The 19,002-nt window shown below is 32.0% G+C and carries 14 protein-coding genes; 9 read left to right on the top strand and 5 right to left on the bottom strand.

Annotation, left to right across the window (positions count from 1 at the left end; all coding sequences use genetic code 11):
• Positions 1–193: 193 nt before the first annotated feature.
• The 5 genes from ACYIAQ_RS01000 to ACYIAQ_RS00980 are packed head-to-tail and all read left to right on the top strand — an operon-like array spanning position 194 to position 7,478.
• Complete coding sequence (locus tag ACYIAQ_RS01000; RefSeq protein WP_483562225.1) at positions 194–1,870, top strand: formate--tetrahydrofolate ligase; 1,677 nt, start codon at positions 194–196, stop codon at positions 1,868–1,870.
• Between the two features lie 6 nt (positions 1,871–1,876).
• Entirely contained in the window at positions 1,877–2,344 is a 468-nt protein-coding gene (lspA, locus tag ACYIAQ_RS00995; RefSeq protein ID WP_483562224.1) for a signal peptidase II, read from the top strand.
• Positions 2,334–3,242 (top strand): RluA family pseudouridine synthase, encoded by a 909-nt coding sequence (locus tag ACYIAQ_RS00990; protein WP_483562223.1) that lies wholly within the window; start codon positions 2,334–2,336, stop codon positions 3,240–3,242. Before lspA ends, ACYIAQ_RS00990 begins: the two co-directional genes overlap by 11 nt.
• A 4-nt stretch (positions 3,243–3,246) precedes the next feature.
• Positions 3,247–4,299 carry a carbamoyl phosphate synthase small subunit gene (locus tag ACYIAQ_RS00985; protein ID WP_483562222.1) on the top strand — a complete coding sequence of 351 codons (1,053 nt, stop codon included), beginning with the start codon at positions 3,247–3,249 and terminating at the stop codon, positions 4,297–4,299.
• 2 nt (positions 4,300–4,301) lie between these two features.
• Positions 4,302–7,478 carry a carbamoyl phosphate synthase large subunit gene (locus tag ACYIAQ_RS00980; RefSeq protein ID WP_483562221.1) on the top strand — a complete coding sequence of 1,059 codons (3,177 nt, stop codon included), beginning with the start codon at positions 4,302–4,304 and terminating at the stop codon, positions 7,476–7,478.
• Positions 7,479–7,544: 66 nt separating this feature from the next.
• Here the strand turns inward: ACYIAQ_RS00980 and ACYIAQ_RS00975 are convergent, their stop codons facing one another.
• Entirely contained in the window at positions 7,545–9,230 is a 1,686-nt protein-coding gene (locus ACYIAQ_RS00975; RefSeq protein ID WP_483562220.1) for an Rqc2 family fibronectin-binding protein, read from the bottom strand.
• Positions 9,231–9,548: 318 nt separating this feature from the next.
• On the opposite strand from ACYIAQ_RS00975, the gene ACYIAQ_RS00970 reads away from it, so the two are divergent.
• The 3 genes from ACYIAQ_RS00970 (at position 9,549) to ACYIAQ_RS00960 (ending at position 11,588) form a co-directional block, all read left to right on the top strand.
• Complete coding sequence (locus ACYIAQ_RS00970; protein ID WP_483562219.1) at positions 9,549–9,962, top strand: MarR family winged helix-turn-helix transcriptional regulator; 414 nt, start codon at positions 9,549–9,551, stop codon at positions 9,960–9,962.
• 72 nt (positions 9,963–10,034) lie between these two features.
• The gene (locus ACYIAQ_RS00965) at positions 10,035–10,913 is read left to right on the top strand and encodes a DegV family protein (RefSeq protein WP_483562218.1); all 879 of its coding nucleotides are present in this window, start codon (positions 10,035–10,037) and stop codon (positions 10,911–10,913) included.
• Positions 10,914–10,952: 39 nt separating this feature from the next.
• Positions 10,953–11,588 (top strand): NUDIX hydrolase, encoded by a 636-nt coding sequence (locus ACYIAQ_RS00960; RefSeq protein WP_483562217.1) that lies wholly within the window; start codon positions 10,953–10,955, stop codon positions 11,586–11,588.
• A 35-nt stretch (positions 11,589–11,623) separates the two neighbouring features.
• On the opposite strand, the gene xerS is transcribed toward ACYIAQ_RS00960, so the two are convergent.
• Complete coding sequence (gene xerS, locus ACYIAQ_RS00955; protein WP_122018190.1) at positions 11,624–12,703, bottom strand: tyrosine recombinase XerS; 1,080 nt, start codon at positions 12,701–12,703, stop codon at positions 11,624–11,626.
• A 1,265-nt stretch (positions 12,704–13,968) separates the two neighbouring features.
• Between xerS and ACYIAQ_RS00950 the strand changes: the two genes are divergently transcribed.
• Positions 13,969–14,328: a helix-turn-helix domain-containing protein gene (locus ACYIAQ_RS00950; RefSeq protein ID WP_122018189.1), complete on the top strand. Its 360-nt coding sequence runs from the start codon at positions 13,969–13,971 to the stop codon at positions 14,326–14,328.
• Between the two features lie 156 nt (positions 14,329–14,484).
• On the opposite strand, the gene ACYIAQ_RS00945 is transcribed toward ACYIAQ_RS00950, so the two are convergent.
• From ACYIAQ_RS00945 to parC, 3 genes are all read right to left on the bottom strand, one after another.
• Positions 14,485–15,414, bottom strand: coding sequence for a manganese-dependent inorganic pyrophosphatase (locus ACYIAQ_RS00945; protein WP_483562216.1), 930 nt, complete (start codon positions 15,412–15,414; stop codon positions 14,485–14,487).
• Positions 15,415–15,442: 28 nt separating this feature from the next.
• On the bottom strand, positions 15,443–16,378 hold the full coding sequence (locus tag ACYIAQ_RS00940) for a LysR family transcriptional regulator (RefSeq protein ID WP_483562215.1): 936 nt from the start codon (positions 16,376–16,378) through the stop codon (positions 15,443–15,445).
• 170 nt (positions 16,379–16,548) lie between these two features.
• Positions 16,549–18,996, bottom strand: a complete 2,448-nt coding sequence (parC, locus tag ACYIAQ_RS00935) for a DNA topoisomerase IV subunit A (protein WP_483562214.1) — start codon at positions 18,994–18,996, stop codon at positions 16,549–16,551.
• Between the last annotated feature and the right edge of the window lie 6 nt (positions 18,997–19,002).

The raw sequence follows: 19,002 nt of genomic DNA, 5'->3' as shown, positions 1-19,002 counted from the left end.
TAAGAGTAACTGATATAGAAAAATACTATTTACTACGCATTGAAAAAAAGTAACAATTTAACAAATCTTATTGGTAATAATCAAAATTTGTTATAATAAAGTTTGTCTAAATTAAAGGGGGTTTTTAAATTCTAATCATGAAAAGAGACTTTGAAAAATGATAATTTGATTTTTATAGAAAGAGGCATGCGCAATGAAAACAGATATTCAACTTGCACAAGAATCTCACGCATTACCTATTAATGAAATAGCCGCTAAAGTTGGTTTAAATGAAAACGATCTTGAATTTTATGGTAACGATAAAGCTAAAATAAAATGGCAAGCCATTAAACAAGTTTCTAGCAAGAAGCAATTAGGGAAGTTAATTTTAGTAACATCAATTTCTCCCACACCAGCAGGTGAGGGTAAATCAACGATGACCATTGGGCTAGGTGACGCAATTAATAATCAATTACATCAAAAGACAATGATTACTTTGCGTGAACCATCAATGGGACCAGTTTTTGGTTTAAAAGGTGGAGCAACAGGTGGTGGACATGCTCAAGTTATTCCGATGGAGGATATTAATCTCCATTTCACTGGAGATATGCATGCATTAACTTCAGCTATTGATACTTTGGCAGCCCTTGTTGACAATTACATTTATCAAGGTAACAAAATCGGTCTTGATCCTAACAAAATATTATTAAAACGGGGAATTGATGTCAATGATCGTAGTTTACGCTCAATTACTATTGGACAAGGGTCAAAATTCAATGGTGTTGAACATAAATCCAGCTTTGCAATTACTGTTGCCAATGAATTAATGGCGATTTTGTGTTTAGCAACTGATATTAATGATCTAAAAAAGCGGATTGGTTTAATGCTTATTGGCTACACAAAAGATGATTCTCCTGTATATGTAAAAGATCTAGGATTTGAAGGTGCAATTGCTGCTCTACTTTCTAATGCATTAAAGCCTAATTTAGTCCAAACTATGGAACACACACCAGCATTAGTTCATGGTGGTCCTTTTGCTAATATTGCTCATGGTGCAAACTCTGTTATAGCCACAAACCTGGCGCTTCACTTAAGTGATTATGTATTAACTGAAGCTGGATTTGGTAGTGATCTTGGTGGCCAGAAATTCATGGATTTTGTGAGCGATAATTTAGACAAAAAACCTGATGCATGTGTTGTTGTTGCAACAATTCGAGCACTAAAATACCAAGCTGAACATTCTACTGAACATCTTAATGAAGAAAATCTTACTTCTTTACGCACTGGATTCCAAAATCTTGAACGCCACATGAATAACATGCGTAACTATAATATTCCAGTCATTGTGCTTATTAATCACTTTGCTAGTGATAGTGCTAACGAATTAAAACTATTACAAGACCTAGTCAAAAAACACGGATTACAAGCTTTAGTTGTTAATTATCACGAACAAGGATCAAAAGGTGGAATTGAAGCAGCTAAAGCAGTAGTTGATCTTGCAAATTCAAATCAAGCTCATCTACAACCAACCTATCAAAAAACTGATCCGGTTAAAATCAAAATTCAAAAAGTGGCAGAGCAAATTTATCATGCTAAGAATGTTGAATACAGCGCACAAGCAGAAAAAGATATTTTAGCTTTAGAAAAGCTTGGAAAAGATAAATTGCCAATTATTATTGCTAAAACACAATATTCATTTACAGATGATCAAAAGTTATTAGGTGCGCCCACTAATTTCACCTTACATGTTAAAGGTGCTAGTCTAAAGAATGGAGCAGGGTTTATTGTAATCACTACTGGTCATGTTTTAGATATGCCGGGACTACCAAAACATCCAGCAGCTCTTGATATTGATGTTGATAATGACGGTAAAATTAGTGGGTTATTTTAAACAGCTATGCAATTTTTCTATTTAATCATCACATTCATTGTTGTGGTGGCAGACCAAATTCTTAAGAGTTATATAGCTGCTACTTACCATATTGGAGAAATTCATCAAATAATTCCTGCAATTCTCTCTTTTACATATGTTCAAAACAACGGAGCAGCTTGGAATATTTTAACTGGACAAATGGTCTTCTTTTACATAATTAGTTTTTTTGCAATTATTGTTTGCATTTATTTTCTCTTTAAAAATAAATATAACAGTAAAACTTTTAATTGGGGAATTGCTCTTGTATTAGGGGGAATAATTGGCAACTTAATTGATCGGATCCATCTAAAGTATGTGATTGATATGATTCAAGTAGATTTCATTCAATTTAATATTTTTAATATAGCTGATGCGGCAATTACTATTGGAATTATTCTTGTATTTCTTTATCTTCTATTTATTGATGAAGGTGAACAAAAAAATGTCGGATAAATATACCATCAAAGTTACTGCCTTAAATGGTAGACTTGATAAATATATTACAACTCAAATACCAACGCTTTCACGTTCTCGCGTCAAAGAATTGATTGATGGAAAACAAATTTTGGTAAACGGGAAAAATGAAAAAGCATCATATAAAGTCCGGATCAATGATTATATTTCTATTACTGTTCCCATGCTCAAACCATTAAATATTTCACCAGAGAATATTCCATTAGAAATCATTTATGAAGATGATGACGTGATTGTGGTCAATAAGCCTCAGGGTATGGTAGTTCATCCGTCAGCAGGACATCCCGATCATACTTTAGTTAATGCACTGTTATTTCATACCAAAAGTTTAGCCAAAAGTCCTGAAGGTTTCCGTCCTGGAATTGTTCACCGAATTGACAAAGATACATCAGGATTATTGATGGTAGCCAAAAATGCTGATGCTCGAATAAGTTTGGAATCGCAATTGGCACACAAAACTAATAAACGACAATACCTTGCTATTGTTCATGGTAATTTTAATGAAAAAGTAGGAGTAATCGATGCTCCTATCGGTAGAGATCGTGTTAATCGAAAAAAAATGGCCGTAATTGAAAATGGTAAAAAGGCACGTACCCATTTTGAAATATTAGAACAATTTAATGGGTATAGTTTAATCCGTTGCCAGTTAGAGACCGGACGAACACATCAAATTAGAGTTCACTTGGCATACATTGGGCATCCTGTAGCTGGTGATCCGTTATATGGACCTCACCACACATTAAAAGGTCATGGTCAATTTTTGCATGCTGCCCGTTTGGGTTTTAATCAACCACACACTAACCAGTGGCTTGAGTTCGAAGTAGAACCTCCACTAATTTTTAACAAAACCATATCTCAATTAAGAGAAACAAAGTGATGAAATGAAACGATATTTGATTCTTGAAGATGGTTGCTTTTTTCCTGGTGAAAGTTTAGGCTCTTCAATTATTTCTACAGGTGAATTAGCAATTCAAACCAGTAATTTTGGTTATCAGGAGGCTTTAACAGACCCTACAAACGCTGGAAAGATTTTAATCTTTACTGCGCCTATGATTGGTGGTAACGGAATCAACGCAATCGATTACGAAAGCATTAACCCATCAGTTAAGGGAATTATTGCAAACGATATTGCACTTAATATTTCTGATAGTGAAAATTTTCAAGATCTTGATTCTTTTTTAAAAGAAAAAAATATTCCTGTAATTTATAATGTTGATACGCGAGCATTAGTTCATCGATTAACTAAAGAAAAGACAATTAAAGCCTCGATTATGGATACAAATGACGAACACGCTTTTGACCAGATTAAAGCATTAGTTTTGCCAAAAAATAGATCGGCAACTGTTTCGACAAAAAATGCTTATGCTGTTCCAAATGTTGGTAAGACAGTAGCTATTATAGATTTAGGACTTAAACATTCAATGTTGCGTGAATTATCGCTAAGAAAAATCAATGCTACAGTTTTTCCTTATAATACATTAGTTCCGGACATCAAAAATTTACGTCCTGATGGAATTATAATTTCTGGTGGGCCGGGTAAAGTAGAGGAAGTTAGAGAAGATCTTAAGCCCATTTTTGATACTTTTTATACTAAAAAGCCAATTTGGGCAATCGGATTAGGTTTTTTAGCATTAAGCGATTATTTAAAACTTCAATTAGTTAAATTACCTGAGCCATATAATGGAACTAATTATCCCGTAATTGATCAAAATACTAATCATATCTTGCAAGTGGCAATGAATATCAATCAACTTGTTCTATCTAATAGCATTCAATTACCTATGGTACATGAATATTATGACCTTCATAGCGAATTACTGGCTGGATTCAGTACTAAGAACAAGGTAATTGCGACAGCTTTCAATGCAGAAGGAGCCCCAGGTAGTTTAGATGCAATTGAAATTTTTGATAATTTTGTAAAAATGATGGTGTAAACATGCCTTTAGAAAATGATTTAGACAAAGTTTTAATTATTGGTTCTGGACCAACATTGATTGGTAAAGTCTCAGAGACAGACGTTTTGATTTCAGATGCAATTACAGCACTCCTAGAAGAAGATATTCGCGTTATTCTTGTTAATCCTAATCCCGCGACGATATCAACCGATAAGAAAGCAGGAGTAACTGTTTATCTAGAACCAATGACTCTTGACTTTCTTAAAAGAATTATTCGTATGGAAGAACCTAGCGCTATTATTCCAGTTTACGGGTCAACAATTGGATTAAAAGTAACTCGCGAATTAATCAAAGATGGCATTTTAAAACAAATGGGTATTCGGTTATTAGGTGTAAATGATTCAACTCTCATGATTAATAGTCATCAAAAAATGACCACATTTCTTGAGCAAAACGATATATCTGTTAATCGATATTGGAATTTATCCGATTTCACTTATAATAATTTAGAGCAAGAATTAAATTCAAAGGTAACTTTTCCAGTTTTATTAATTAAAGAACAACAATACATTCAAAATAAACGGATTATTTTTTATAGTGCAAAAGAAGTTAGTGGTTATTTAAAAAAGGAACGTCAACGACATGATTTTTCAATTAAACATTATCGCCTAACAGAAGATCTATCTTCTTGGAATGAAGTTTTACTTAATGTGATCCGGGACAATGCTGGTAATATTATTTTCACCGGAATAGCCGATACTATTGAGCCTGTAGCAATTAATTCTGGAGATTCGACAGCAGTAATGCCCGCGTTAACTCTCAATAATGATCAAGTGCAAACAATTCGTCAAATTGCTAAAAAAATTGCGAACAGTTTAAAAATTGTTGGCGTATTAAATATGCATTTTGCAGTTAAGCACAAAGGGACTTCGTTTACAGTAAAAATTTTATCAATCAAACCAAGATTAACGCGCAGTGCAATTTGGTCGCAAAAAGCCTCTTTGTATGATATGGGATACATTGTTTGCAAAATTGCAATTGGCTATCATCTAAATGAAATAACTGACCCATTATCTGGCCTTAATGCTGCAATTGAACCTGCATTAGACAAAGTAGCAATTAGAATGCCTTTTTGGTCGCTAACACAGTCTGGAAGTAATCACTACAATTTGGGTCGAAAAATGAAAGCTAGTGGTGAAGCAATCGGTATTGGCCGAAATTTTGAAACAGCCTTTTTAAAAGGATTAGCTTCAACTGTCAATATTAAGATGGCTCTAGAAATTTACCAGAAAGAAAAAACCAAGCCACGTAATGAAATTATCCAAGATTTGCGACATCCAGATGAACACCATTTGATTAAGCTATTAGCAGCAATTTGCCAAGGCTTTACTTATCAAGAAGTGCAACCACTAACTCATATTCATCCTGTTTATTATCAAAAACTCGAATATTTAGTTCAAATTGGTCAACAGTTACGGACAGAAAAAATAGATGATCATTTACTTTTAAAGGCTAAAATACGTGGCTTTAACAATTCGTTAATTTCTGCTTTATCAAACGTCAATATCTCTGATTTAAATAAACGTCTTGAAAATTTACACCTTGAACCTTCTTATATTCAAATTGATGGCTCTTCTGGAATTTATCAACCTAATGCTCATCAATATTACAATGCCTTTGGGGTTCAAAATGAATCTAAACCACTGAAGGCCAATAAAAAGGTGCTTGTCATTGGAATGCTCCCATCACAAGTCTCAGTTACGAGTGAATTTGATTACATGATTACCCATGCTTTAATGACTTTACATAATAATGATTATGCCACAGTTCTGTTATCTAATAATGATGAATCAGTTGCCACAAATTATCAAAAGGCAGATAAAGTTTACTTTGAACCAATTACAATTGAAAATATTCTTCAAATTACTAAAAAAGAAAATATTAAGGATGTTTTATTGCAATTTTCTGGTAAGCAGATCAATGCATTAGCTAAAAAACTAATTAACAGAGGACTTAACATTTTTGGAAATCAAAATATTAATGTCAAAGACAGAATTGAACAAGTATTATCATCACCATTAAAATTTTTAAAAGAGAATCCGTTGATTACTACAACTGATCAAAAGAAAGCTAACGATTTTATTCATGAACATGGTTTTCCAATTTTAATTGGTGGTTTTAATAGTAAAGGTATTAAACAAAAATCTGCAGTTGTTTACGATCTGCCCGCTTTACAAGAATATTTGGAAGAAAATCAGTTGGCCAAAATTTCTTTATCTCACTTTATTGAGGGAAATAAATATGAAATTACGGCAATTTCAGACGGAAAAGATGTAACAATTCCCGGAATCATTGAACATTTAGAACAAACAGGCTCACATGCATCGGATTCAATTGCAATTTTTAAACCACGCAATCTTTCTAAAAATGGGGAAAAATTGCTAACAACATACACAACTAGGTTGGTTCAAAAGATAAAGATGAAAGGTATTTTTACCTTACACTTTTTAATTGTTGATAAAAATATTTACCTTTTGCAAATTAAGCCTTATGCGGGGCATAACATTGCTTTTCTATCCCAAGCATTGGGAAAAGATATTACCGAATGTGCAACTTCTGTTTTAGCGGGTTACAGCCTTGCCCGCTTAGGTTATAAAACTGGATTATGGCCTTCTACAAACTTTATCCATGTAAAAATGCCTGTATTTTCGTATATTAACTATACGAGCATTAATACTTTTGATTCAAAGATGAAATCTTCTGGTTCAGTCATGGGACGCGATACCGAACTAGCGAAAGCCTTATATAAAGGATATGAAGCTAGTGGACTTAAAATTCCAAGTTTTGGTACCATTTTTATCTCTGTTCGTGATGAAGATAAGAAACGTATGACGGACTTAGCACAACGCTTTTACCGCCTTGGCTTTAAAATAGTTGCAACAGAAGGAACTGCAAATAACTTAGCAGAAGCTGGAATTACTACTAGCGTACTTACCAAAATACATAATGGTTCTAATAGTCTCTTAGCAAAGATTCGCCAACATAAGATCGTAATGGTTATCAATATCACTAATTTATCAGATAGTGCAAGCGAAGATGCAATTATGATTAGAGATGCCGCACTTAATATTCATATACCAGTTTTTTCAAGTATCGAAACTACTGAACTAATCTTAACGGTGCTTGAATCTTTGTCGTTAACAACTCAACCGCTTTAACCATTCTTTTAAAGCAAAAGTAAATCCGAGAATGAAAATTCATTCTCGGATTTTTAATTTAATCTTTTATAACTTTTTACGTTGAACATTATCCTTGTTTGGTGTAACTTCGATTGAATTTTGGCCTGTATAAATTACAAAACCTGGTTTAGCACCATTAGGCTTTTTAACTCGTTTGTCTTCAACATAATCAACCTGAACATGCGCAGAATCTTTTGCCTTAGAATAATAGGCAGCAATCTCTGCCGTTTCAGCAATATCTCTATCACTAGGTTGATTGTCTTGCAAAATCACATGTGAACCTGGCATATTCTTTACATGGAACCAAATATCATGTTTATTTGCTTTTTTAAAAGTTAACCAATCATTTTGATAATTATTCTTGCCAACAAATACGGTTTTACCAGAAGATAAACGAAATCGATTTAAGTTGTGTTCAGTAATTTTTTTGACTTTTTTTTGTTTTTGTTGACGTTTAATGTATCCTTGAGCAGTTAGTTCATCTATAATTTGATCAACATCCTGCGGATCGGCATTATTAATCGCTGTTTGGACAGAATCAAAATATTCAAGTGTCTGTCGAGAAATTTTAACCTGCTCCTTAACATGCTTTATTGAATTACGAAGTTTCTTATATCGAGTAAAATATTTCTGAGCATTGCGAACAGGGGAGAGAGCTGTATTTAACTTGATCTCAATTGGTCGATTATTTTCATAATAATTAGGTAAACTAATTTTAGTCATTCCTGAGTGAACTTGTTTCAAATTTGCATTTAAAATTTCCCCACGGATTCGATATCCTTCAGAATTCTCAGCAAGATCCAATTGAGTCTGTAGCTTAGTAATCTTCTTTGTTAATTTTTTCTGTTCATTTTTAATAACTCGTTCAATTTGACTAGATCTTTGCTTAACCCAGTCACGGTTAGACTGATAAAGATAAAATTCATCTAAAGCCTGGTTGAGATCAGAATTAATGCTTTCCTTAGTTAAATCAAGATGGTAAGGAAGATAGGGAAAAATTTTTCGCTTATTATCAGACGTTTTAAGAGTAAAAGCACCTTTTTTATCAAACTGAGACATAAATGTCTTAAAAGAAGTGTATGAAAAATCATCTTCTAAATAGCCCGTTAATTCATTACGATCATCACGATCAAGACCATTAACTTTTTGAACAAAAGATTGGACAGTCGTTGTTCGGGTCATACTTTTAAACTCATCTTTAGTTATCTTAAACCCATTAATTCCAGGAATAAGCGGGGGAAGCTCATACTTTGCTTTAGGTAAAAGTAAACGAACACGATTTCCCTCTGGATTAATTCGTTTAAGTAAGTCAATAATACGATTACTCTTTTTATCATATAAAATCACATTACTATGACGTCCCATTAATTCAATTGATAAAACTAGTTGTATTTGGTCTCCTAACTCATTACGATTACTAAAATAAAAATTAACGATTCGATCAACACCAACTTGTTGAATATCTTGCAATACGGAGCCCTCAAGATACTTTCTAAGCACCATTACAAAAGTAGGTGCCTTATCTGGATTAACAATTGTTTGCTCGGTAATGTAAAATCTAGGATATTGTGCATTAACAGAAATTAAAACTTGCAAATTCTTTCGATTTTTTCTAAATGTTAAGATTAGATCTTGATCAAATGGCTGATAAATTTTGGAAAGCCGACTTCCAATCAGCGTGTGTTTAATATTATTTATTAGACTATGTATGAATAAGCCATCGAATGCCATAAATATCACCTCAAAATTACGTTTTCTATTATAGCAATTATTTGATAGAAAGTGTAACCCCAAGTCTAATTTCAATGTGAAAATAGGGTACTTTAAATTATATATGCACAGATTTAAGTTTTTTGAGCAAAATTTTACCAAAGCTGGTATACTATTATTATAAATTAATGTTTATTTAAACTTAAAATGTGTGTTATAAATAATTTCTTAGTATTTACAATGCTTTATATTATATATAAAGCAATGTTTCACAACATAATTTATAAAATAAACTTATAAAATAAACTTATTATTCAAAATGGATGGAAGGAGAATAAATTGGATATCTTAGCCTTTAGCATAGTTGCAGGGAATATTAAAAAGGAAATACGTAATAGGTGTGGGTTAAACTTTTCACAAACTCGCATTCTGCTTTATTTTGCTAAAAATAATAATCAGGCTTTAAAAATGGGAGATTTAGCTAATAATTTAAAAATCTCTCTTTCCACTTTAAGCCGTCAACTGCAACAAGTGAAAACAATGCAACTAATTACAATTACTCGTTCCGAAAATGACTCAAGCAAGACAGTTATTCTCAGTGAAAAAGGGTTGAATAAGTTGAAAGAATTAAAAAGATCCATGAATGATATTGAAGAAAGTCTATTACAAGATCTTTCACAGCAAGAAGTTAATTGTCTTAGTCAAACTTTTGATAAATTAATCAAAAAAGAAAGACTGATTTTAAGTAAGTAGTCGAATAGCTTGAACTTTTATGCTATAATTTCCTTTAGTCGTACATATAAAAGCGAAAGGTTAGTTAATTAGATGAAAATTGCATTAGTTACTGATAGTACCAGCGTTATAACTAAACAAGAAGCGGATATAAATAATATTATTGTTCTACCGATTCCAATTATTATTGGAAATAAAGAATATTTAGAAGATGTAGATATTACATCAGAACAACTTTTTGAAATGCAGAGACAGGGAGCTGATTTTCCCAAAACTTCACAACCAAGTATGGGGGATTTAATTCATCTTTTTAACAAATTGCATGGTGAAGGGTATGAAGCAATCATTGCAATTACATTATCAAGTGGAATCTCTGGCTTCTATCAGACCCTATGTAATATTGCAAAAACAAATCCAGAATATAATTTGCATCCAATCGACACAAAAATGACCGTAAGATTGCAAGGCAATCTTGTTTTAGCCGCTGCGCGTCTAATAAAAAATGGCGTAGATTTAGATACAATTTTAGAAAGGCTGGAGCAAATTAGGTCAACAATTGATGAAATTTTTGTTCCAAATGATTTACAAAACCTACGTCGTGGCGGTCGTTTAAGCAATGCAGAAGCATTTATTGGATCAATGCTTAATATCAAACCACTGTTAACTTTTAAAGATGGTAAAATTGTTGCTTTTGACAAAATTAGATCAATGAAACGAGCTTTTGCAAAAATCAAAAAGTTAACAGTTAGTGAGATAGATAAACTTCCCTATAAAGATAAAATAAAATTATTTATTATCGATTCAAATGATAGCAGCCAAGTAGAAGAGGCTAAAGTGTTTTTACGTGATACATTTCCTAATCAAAATATATCTGTAACTAAATTTAGTCCTGGAATTGCAACACACTTAGGAGAAAAGTCATTTGCTATTGGTTGGATGATTGATATTGATAAGATTGATCTAACCAAGTAAAATGTTTTTACACTATGCACTTCAAGGATAGATTTGATTATGGAAAAAAGAGATCAGTTTACAGATTGGGCGATAGAGTTACAAAGTATCGCCCAAAATGGTTTAGAATTTGGACGCGATCGGTTTGATTTAGAGCGTTATACTAGATTGAGAGAAATTGCAACCGAAATGATGACTTCCAAAACGGGACTACCTAAAAAGCAGATTAAATTTATGTTTAGCAGTGAGGATGGCTACCAAACCCCAAAATTAGCTACACGTGCTGCTGTTTTTAAAAACAACCAAATACTTTTAGTCAAGGAAACAACCGACAACCTTTGGTCTATGCCAGGTGGATGGTGTGAACCTAATCTTTCGGTTAGAGATAATTGTATTAAAGAAGTGAAAGAAGAAGCTGGACGAGATATTACGGTTAACAGGGTGATAGCAATTAAGAATAGTCAAACTAATATTCATGGTAAAAATCGTATTGAGAGAGCCATCAATGTATGCAATATTATTTTTTTATGTCACGAAATAGGTGGCCAGTTTATTCCAAATACCGAAACGAGTTCTTGCTCTTACTTTTCTCTTGATAAATTGCCACCACTATCGCTTAAACGCAATAACCAAGAGGAGATAGCAATGTTTTTTGCCGCTTTAAATGAAGCTGATTGGCAAACATGGTTCAATTAAAAAATCTAGTAGGTGATTTTTACCTACTAGATTTTTTAATTCCCTTGTTTTGGATCATCATTTGCTGAAATATCATTTAATGCTTGTCGTTGCTTTGTTTGATCAACATGAGTATATAAATCCGTTGCTGTCGTTCCTTTTTGACCAAGTTGTTGTGCAACTAAAACTTGATCTTTGGTAACACCATATAATTCAGAAGCAAGAGTATGCCTTAATTTATGTGGTGTTAAAGGATGACCAAATGCCGCCGAATATTTGTTAACCATCTTCTCAATTGCATTTGAAGTAATTCTCTTTGTTTGTTGATGCCAATTAGTTAAGAATAGGGCGGATTCTCTTTTGGTAACATTATACCGTTGCTTGCGAACTTTTTTATAATCTATCAGATAATCAAGCGTCCATTCAGCAATAGGAACACTATCTCGTTGACCACCTTTTCTCGTTACATCTAAAGTTGCTTTACGTAAATTTAAATCAGCAACATTAATTCCAGCACATTCAGAAACACGAATACCGGTGCCTAATATTAAAGCAATAATCGCTATATCACGTTGCTTATTAACTTTAAAGGAGGGAAGGGCTTGTTTATTACAACGCTGTTCATACTCGTTTTCAATAAAATCTAAAAACTGGTATTTCAAGTTACCGATATACATATGAGATTCAAGAACATGAGCTCGATAATTAAGAGTTTTTGTATCATTAAGTGAATCAATCTTAAGCATTACATTTCGTTCGAAATACGGTTGACCATCATTGTTATCTGCTGTTATCGTCAAAAACTTAAAAAGAGAGCGCAATGCATTAATTGAACGATTTATTGTAGTCGGTGAATTTAAATGGCCTTGCTGATTCTTTGTATGTCCTAAATAATTAATGTATAGCATAATATCATTTCGATGTAAGTTAGCTAGTGTTTCAACGGTAACTTGCTTATTATTGTTCACTCTTGATATTCCTTCAGTTCGCAACCAGTCAAAAAAACGTCTAATTTCAGTTAAATACTGATATGACGTTGCCAAAGAATGATTGGTTCCAAAGTTATATTCCTTAATATAATCGGGCATATTTTGTAATTCAGTTTGAATTAAATTTAAGTACTTATTTGTCTCCAAAAGTTAGTTCTCCTAGCATAATAATCTTTATTTAATTATAAAACAGGAATATATGTTTGTCTTTAAAAAAGTCAAAGCCCAGATAGCTTTTAAAGAGAAGATTAGTAGAATAGCAAGAAAAATTAATTGAGCAATATTTGTTATGTTTTATAGAGCATAAAATATTTTTTAAAAAATTATATTATTATAAATACCTGTTAATCAAAGCTTTTACCTATCATTAAAACTATAATTTTAATGATAGGTAAGCCGATTTAATAAGATACATTATGGCATCATTAATCAAACTTTCTTTACTAAAAACCAATTCAGTTATTAGAGCAATTTTGAATTGGTTTTATATATCACTGTTTAATAAATAAATTGACCAAATTTTTGATCTCAACAAATAGGAGATTATTTATCGATAAATATTATCAAATTTACATATGCTCATTTTAAACTCCAGGTTTAATTTACAGTGGTTTTAAATTTATTCAAACAGAATTTAAAGATATTCTATCTAACCAATTTTTGACTTTATTATAAATAAAGCGATAACGTCCCTCGATTTATATTAAAATCTCGTTTTAACTTTACATAATATATATTATACGAAGTTAATTATTGCTTGCCTGCTCTCCATTAATTTAAACTTTTTAAGCGGTATCAATAATTGTATTTAAATCTCAATGAACAACACCTATTTAAATTTAGAGTTTAAATAAGATTTTTTATAATGCTTATTTAAGCAAACAGTTTATAATTAAAGCGGTATCAAATTTGCTTGGTAATTTTGATATTTCTATCATGGATTTTAACAAGTATTTTTTCTAAATTTTGTTATTTCATATCAAAATTTAACTAGCTTTCGATCATAAAACAATTTTATTTTTGCTTATTAGAACAAAAATTGTAATAAAGCGCTTTTTATTTTAGAATTTATATATTATAAATAAATAATCTGGTAAGAAAGCCAGGTTATTTATTTTAGCTTAGATTATCAAGCAATTGGTAATTATACAAAAATATTTTTGATTTTTAGATTTTTGATTTTAAGTTTATTTTTTTAGTGCAATTTTATTTAAATTTTTACCAATTTGTCTTATAATACTTTTTAGAGTATGATTTAAAACTTTTTACTTCGATAAATTTGCTGTTATGTTTTAAGATTTTATTGAATTTGAATGTTTTAGTTATTATTTTTTGTTTTTTTGTTTATTTCTATAATTAATCTGTTATTATGGAATATGGAATTATATTTTTGAAAGGGTTGAATTTATTCCATGAGTATAAATTTAGGAAAAGAAATATGCCGTCGACGACGTGAACAGAAGTTGACACAAGAGGACCTTGCAGAGTTGAGTGATTTGTCCGTAAACTTTATTTCTCGTCTTGAAAGAACTAAGAATCAAAATATTAGTATTCAGAAGCTCGATTCTATTGCCCGAGCTTTAAATACTACAACACCTGATATTATTATGAATGCTTACCGTTTTAAAGAAGTTAAGGCAGAAAATCATCAAGATAATACTCCAGTGTTCATTAAAAAAGTTCTTAATGAATTAAGAAAAATGGCTCCTGAAAAAGCTGAAAGAGTTTGCAAGTCTTTCATTATCTTAGCAAAAGAAATCAATAAAGATTAGTTTTATTTAGAAAAAAAGAAATAGGAAATTTTCCTATTTCTTTTTTTCTTTTTATATATAATGCTTTAAATAAGAAAAATGTTTATAAGCTACTACCCTTTTTACCTTATCTATATAGTGCAAAATAGTGCAAACATCATAATTATAAATTAACTTCTAATTAAAGGCTTCTGTAAGTTGAGGTACTACTTGTTTTTTCCGCGAAACAATCCCTGGAAGACTAATTTGTGAATCATGAACTTCACCAAAAGCATGTTCAAAAACTTTTTTGGCCTCATTTGATCCACAAATCAAAGCAACTGAGTCAGAATCAAGAACATTTGTTATCAAAAGCATAAATAAATCATAATGATCAGTTGATGATGTTGTTTCCATTGCTTTCAATAAGGCTGATTTACGAGTTAATGCTTCTGACAAATCAACTACATTAATTTGGGCTACTCGAATAGTTTTACCATTTAAATCAAAACTCTTAGCATCAAGATTAATAAGATCTTCTTCTGACTTGCTTTTAATATTAGTACCCGCTTTTAATTCTTCTAAACCGTATTCAGCATAATCAACCCCTGCAATGCTTGCTAAAGCTTCTACTGCTTGTCTATCATCAGAAGTAGTTGTCGGAGACTTTAACAACAAGGTATCAGAAATTATTGCTGAAAGCATGATACCAGCAATATTCTGTGGAATTTGAACATTAAAATGTTTATATAATTTCCACAAAATTGTACTAGTACATCCAACAGGCTCAGCTATATAAAACAAAGGTGAACTAGTATCAAAATTCATGATTCGATGATGATCAATAACATGTGTTACAGAGACCTTTTCAATATCAGAAACACTTTGCTGTGGCTCATTATGATCAACTAGCATTACTTTATTTACTTCATTTGCTGCAGTCTTAATTACTCTAGGTGCTTTAAATCCAAATTTTTTTAAAGCAAATGCAGTTTCATCATTAGGATTTCCAAGAGCTACAGCCTCAGTGTTGTAGCCCAATTTGTTTTGTAGATATGAATATGCAATTGCCGTACCGATTGCATCAGTGTCAGGATTCTGGTGTCCAAAAATTAATTCTTTTTCCATTTCATTTATACCTATTGCCTTTCCGTGTTTAATCATCTATCGATTTTTTTAATTCAGTTAAAATATTTTTAATTCGCGGTATATCCTTTTTACCTTTACGATAAACAATTGAAACCAAGAATTTTTGATCATCTAATAAATGTACTGGCGTCAATCTAATTTCATTACGATGAGTTTGATAATATGTGTAACTGATGAATGTATCATAATTAGTTGCCTCAGCAATTTTTATCAACTGTCCAGTCGAAGAAAAACTCATTGGAACTTTCATCTGATTCTTCGTACTTATTGTACTATTAAATTTTTCTTTCATCAATTGCCTTAAATAGAAACTATCTGGATAAGCAACCCAATTTGTTTTAACAAATTCAGAAATTGGATATGATTTCCCCGCTTTCATTCCATCATTATGCGTTAAAATTGTTATGCTATCTTGGCTAATAGTCATACTTTCATATTGATTATGCAAATTTGCCTGACTCTTCTTAAGCTCACACGGAATATATATAATTGCCAAGTCAATCAAATTATTATCGAGATTGTACCACAAGTCTTTTCTATTAAAGCTAACAAAAGTAGTTATAATTTGGGGATTTTTTTTATTAAAATCAATCCAAAAACGCTGTAGTATATCCTGATCAATGCCTTCTAATATACCAACTGTTATTGTCCCTTTATCTGCCTGGTTAAATTCCTGAAGATCTCTAACAACTGAATTAACCGTTCCAAGTAATTTGATTGCACCAACTTGCAACTGTTTACCTGCTTCAGTTAAATAGAGCTTTTTCCCATTTTGACCAAAAAGCGGAGTTCCGATTGCATGTTCTATCTTTTTAATCTGTTGCGATAAAGCTGGCTGAGTGATTCCTAAAATCTGAGCTGCTTGAGTATAATTCATTGTATCAATCAATTGTAAGAAATAGTGTAAAGACTTTGGTGATAGTATTATATCTGTTTTAGGCATATAAATTATTCCTTCTAATAACAATCCATTTTCAATAATAATATGATTTTATTTATATAATATTATCAATCAAAAGCAGTTATATGTCAAAATATAATTTGATTATTATTTAATAATTTTTGAATAATTTTAATTATATATGAATAGTTATATTAGCTACAAGTAATAGTTCAGTTTCTAGGGCTATCAAGTTGAATACTTACAGGTATACCATCGCTTGTTGTATCAACAACAAATGAACCATTGGAATAACGGTCACTTAAAGGAAAGTCATTCGAACTCAACTTAATTATTCTCTTACTGCTTGTTGTGATTTTTAAGTTATGGTTTTGACCATAAGCAACTATAGCAGCAATTCTATGTGAATTCTTCTTGAGCTCACGCAAAGTTAAAACTCCTCTTTTAGCACGTGATACTTTGCCAATTAAGTTAACTTTAAGCTGTTTAAAAGCTCCACGTTGAGTAATGATTCCAACACACAGTAAATCAATATATTTTGGATTAAACAAAACATACGAAACAACGTAATCTTCATCTTTAAGATTGACTGATTTGACACCACTGGCCTTTGCACCCAGTTCAGGAATTTCACTAATATCATATCTGACCGCATAAGCTCTCTGCGTGAATAAAACTATCTCATCTTTAGTGTTCGGCTTAATAAGGTCAACCCTAACAACAAAACTGCTAGCTTTTTTCATCTTCATTGCTGTCATTGCACGTGAACGATATGTCCTCGTTGGCTTTAAGTTTGAAAGTTTTACTTGCTTTATATAACCGTCATTACTTGCTAAAAGGAAATTAACGTTTTCATCAAGATAATTTAGTGTAAAAACGCGAATAATTCTCTCTTCACTATTTAATCCGATTTCTTGAGATAAATGTTGTCCTGTCTCCTTCCATTTTGCTTCAACTAATTCATTTACAGGCCGAAAAATGACGTTCCCGCGATTAGTAAAAAGATATAAATTATCAAGTGTTGATACTGTCTTTTCGTAAACCACCTGATCACCATCTGGTAATCCATTGTCCGTATCATCACTTGATTGCCATGAACGTAATGAAGACCTCTTCAAGTAGCCATCCCTACTAATTAAGATCCTAACCTGTTCATCGGCTACTAATGCTTTCTCATCAATTTTAATTTGTGCAGTTTCTGTAGAAATTTCTGTTCGTCGCGGATTATCAAAATCTTTTTTAACTTTGGTGAGTTCTTTAACGATTTCTTTTTCCAAAATTTTATTATCAGATAATAGATCTCGATATTGCGCTATTTTTGTGCTTAAATCGGTCTTTTCTGCTACCAGAGCATCTACATCAGTATTAGTTAAACGATACAATTGTAATGAAACAATTGCTTCAGCTTGTCTTGGAGTAAAAGCAAATTCTCTAGATAAGTTTTTCTTTGCTGCGGACTTATTTCTAGAAGCACGAATGGTTTTAATTACTTGATCTAGAATATCCATAGCATGAATAAGACCCTGAATAATTTCTAATCTAGTTTCAGCTTTATTTAGGTCAAATTTGGTCCTTTTTGTAACAATATCTTTTTCATGCTCTAAGTAAGATGAAAGGATATGCTTCAAACCTACTTGTACTGGCGTCATGTTATCAATTGCAACCATGTTGAAGTTATACGAAACTTGTAATTCCGTATTTTTAAATAAGTAGTTTAGAATGTTTTTCGAATCAGCACCCTTTTTCAATTCGATCACAATTGATAAACCATGACGGTCCGTTTCATCACGAACTTCAGCAATACCATCAATTTCCTTATTTAAGCGAATTTCATCCATTTTCTTGACTAATAACGCTTTGTTGACAGCAAATGGAATCTCCGTAATTATGATTTCTTCACGATGTCCACGAATTTCTTGAATTACAGACTTGGCACGCACTTGAATACGACCTCGTCCAGTTCTGTAAGCTTCACGAAGACCATTTTGCCCCATAACTATTGCCCCAGTAGGGAAATCAGGACCTTTTACAAACTGCATTAGATCATCTAAGTCGGCATCGGGATGTTTTAGTAAATAAATCGTAGCATCAATGACTTCGCCTAAATTATGTGGCGGAATTTCTGTTGCATAACCAGAAGAAATTCCAGTTGAACCATTAACTAGTAGATTAGGAAATCTGACTGGTAAAACAGTTGGCTCATATTCAGTATCATCGAAATTAAGCACCATATTAACTGTTTCCTTGTCAATATCCTGCAAAAGCATATTAGAAATTTTACTTAAACGCGATTCTGTGTAACGCATGGCAGCCGGTCCATCCCCATCCATTGAACCATTATTACCATGCATTTCTACTAGCGTTTCACGCATTTTCCAATTTTGGGAGAGATGAACAAGAGCACCATATATAGAACTATCACCATGTGGATGGAAATTACCCATGATGTTACCAACAGCCTTTGCTGCCTTTTTAAACGGTTTATCATAGGTATTGTTATCCCGATACATTGCATAAAGAATTCTTCTCTGAACTGGTTTTAAGCCATCACGAATGTCTGGTAAAGCACGTTCTTGAATAATATATTTTGAATATCGTCCAAAACGTTCACCCATGACTTGCTCAAGCGGCATTTCACGAATTCGTTCTTTTGTAGCCATTAATTA

Source organism: Lactobacillus sp. X-49, from assembly GCF_057063645.1.
The sequence above is the reverse complement of the archived record's forward strand: the minus strand, read 5'-3'. Positions and strand labels throughout refer to the sequence as shown.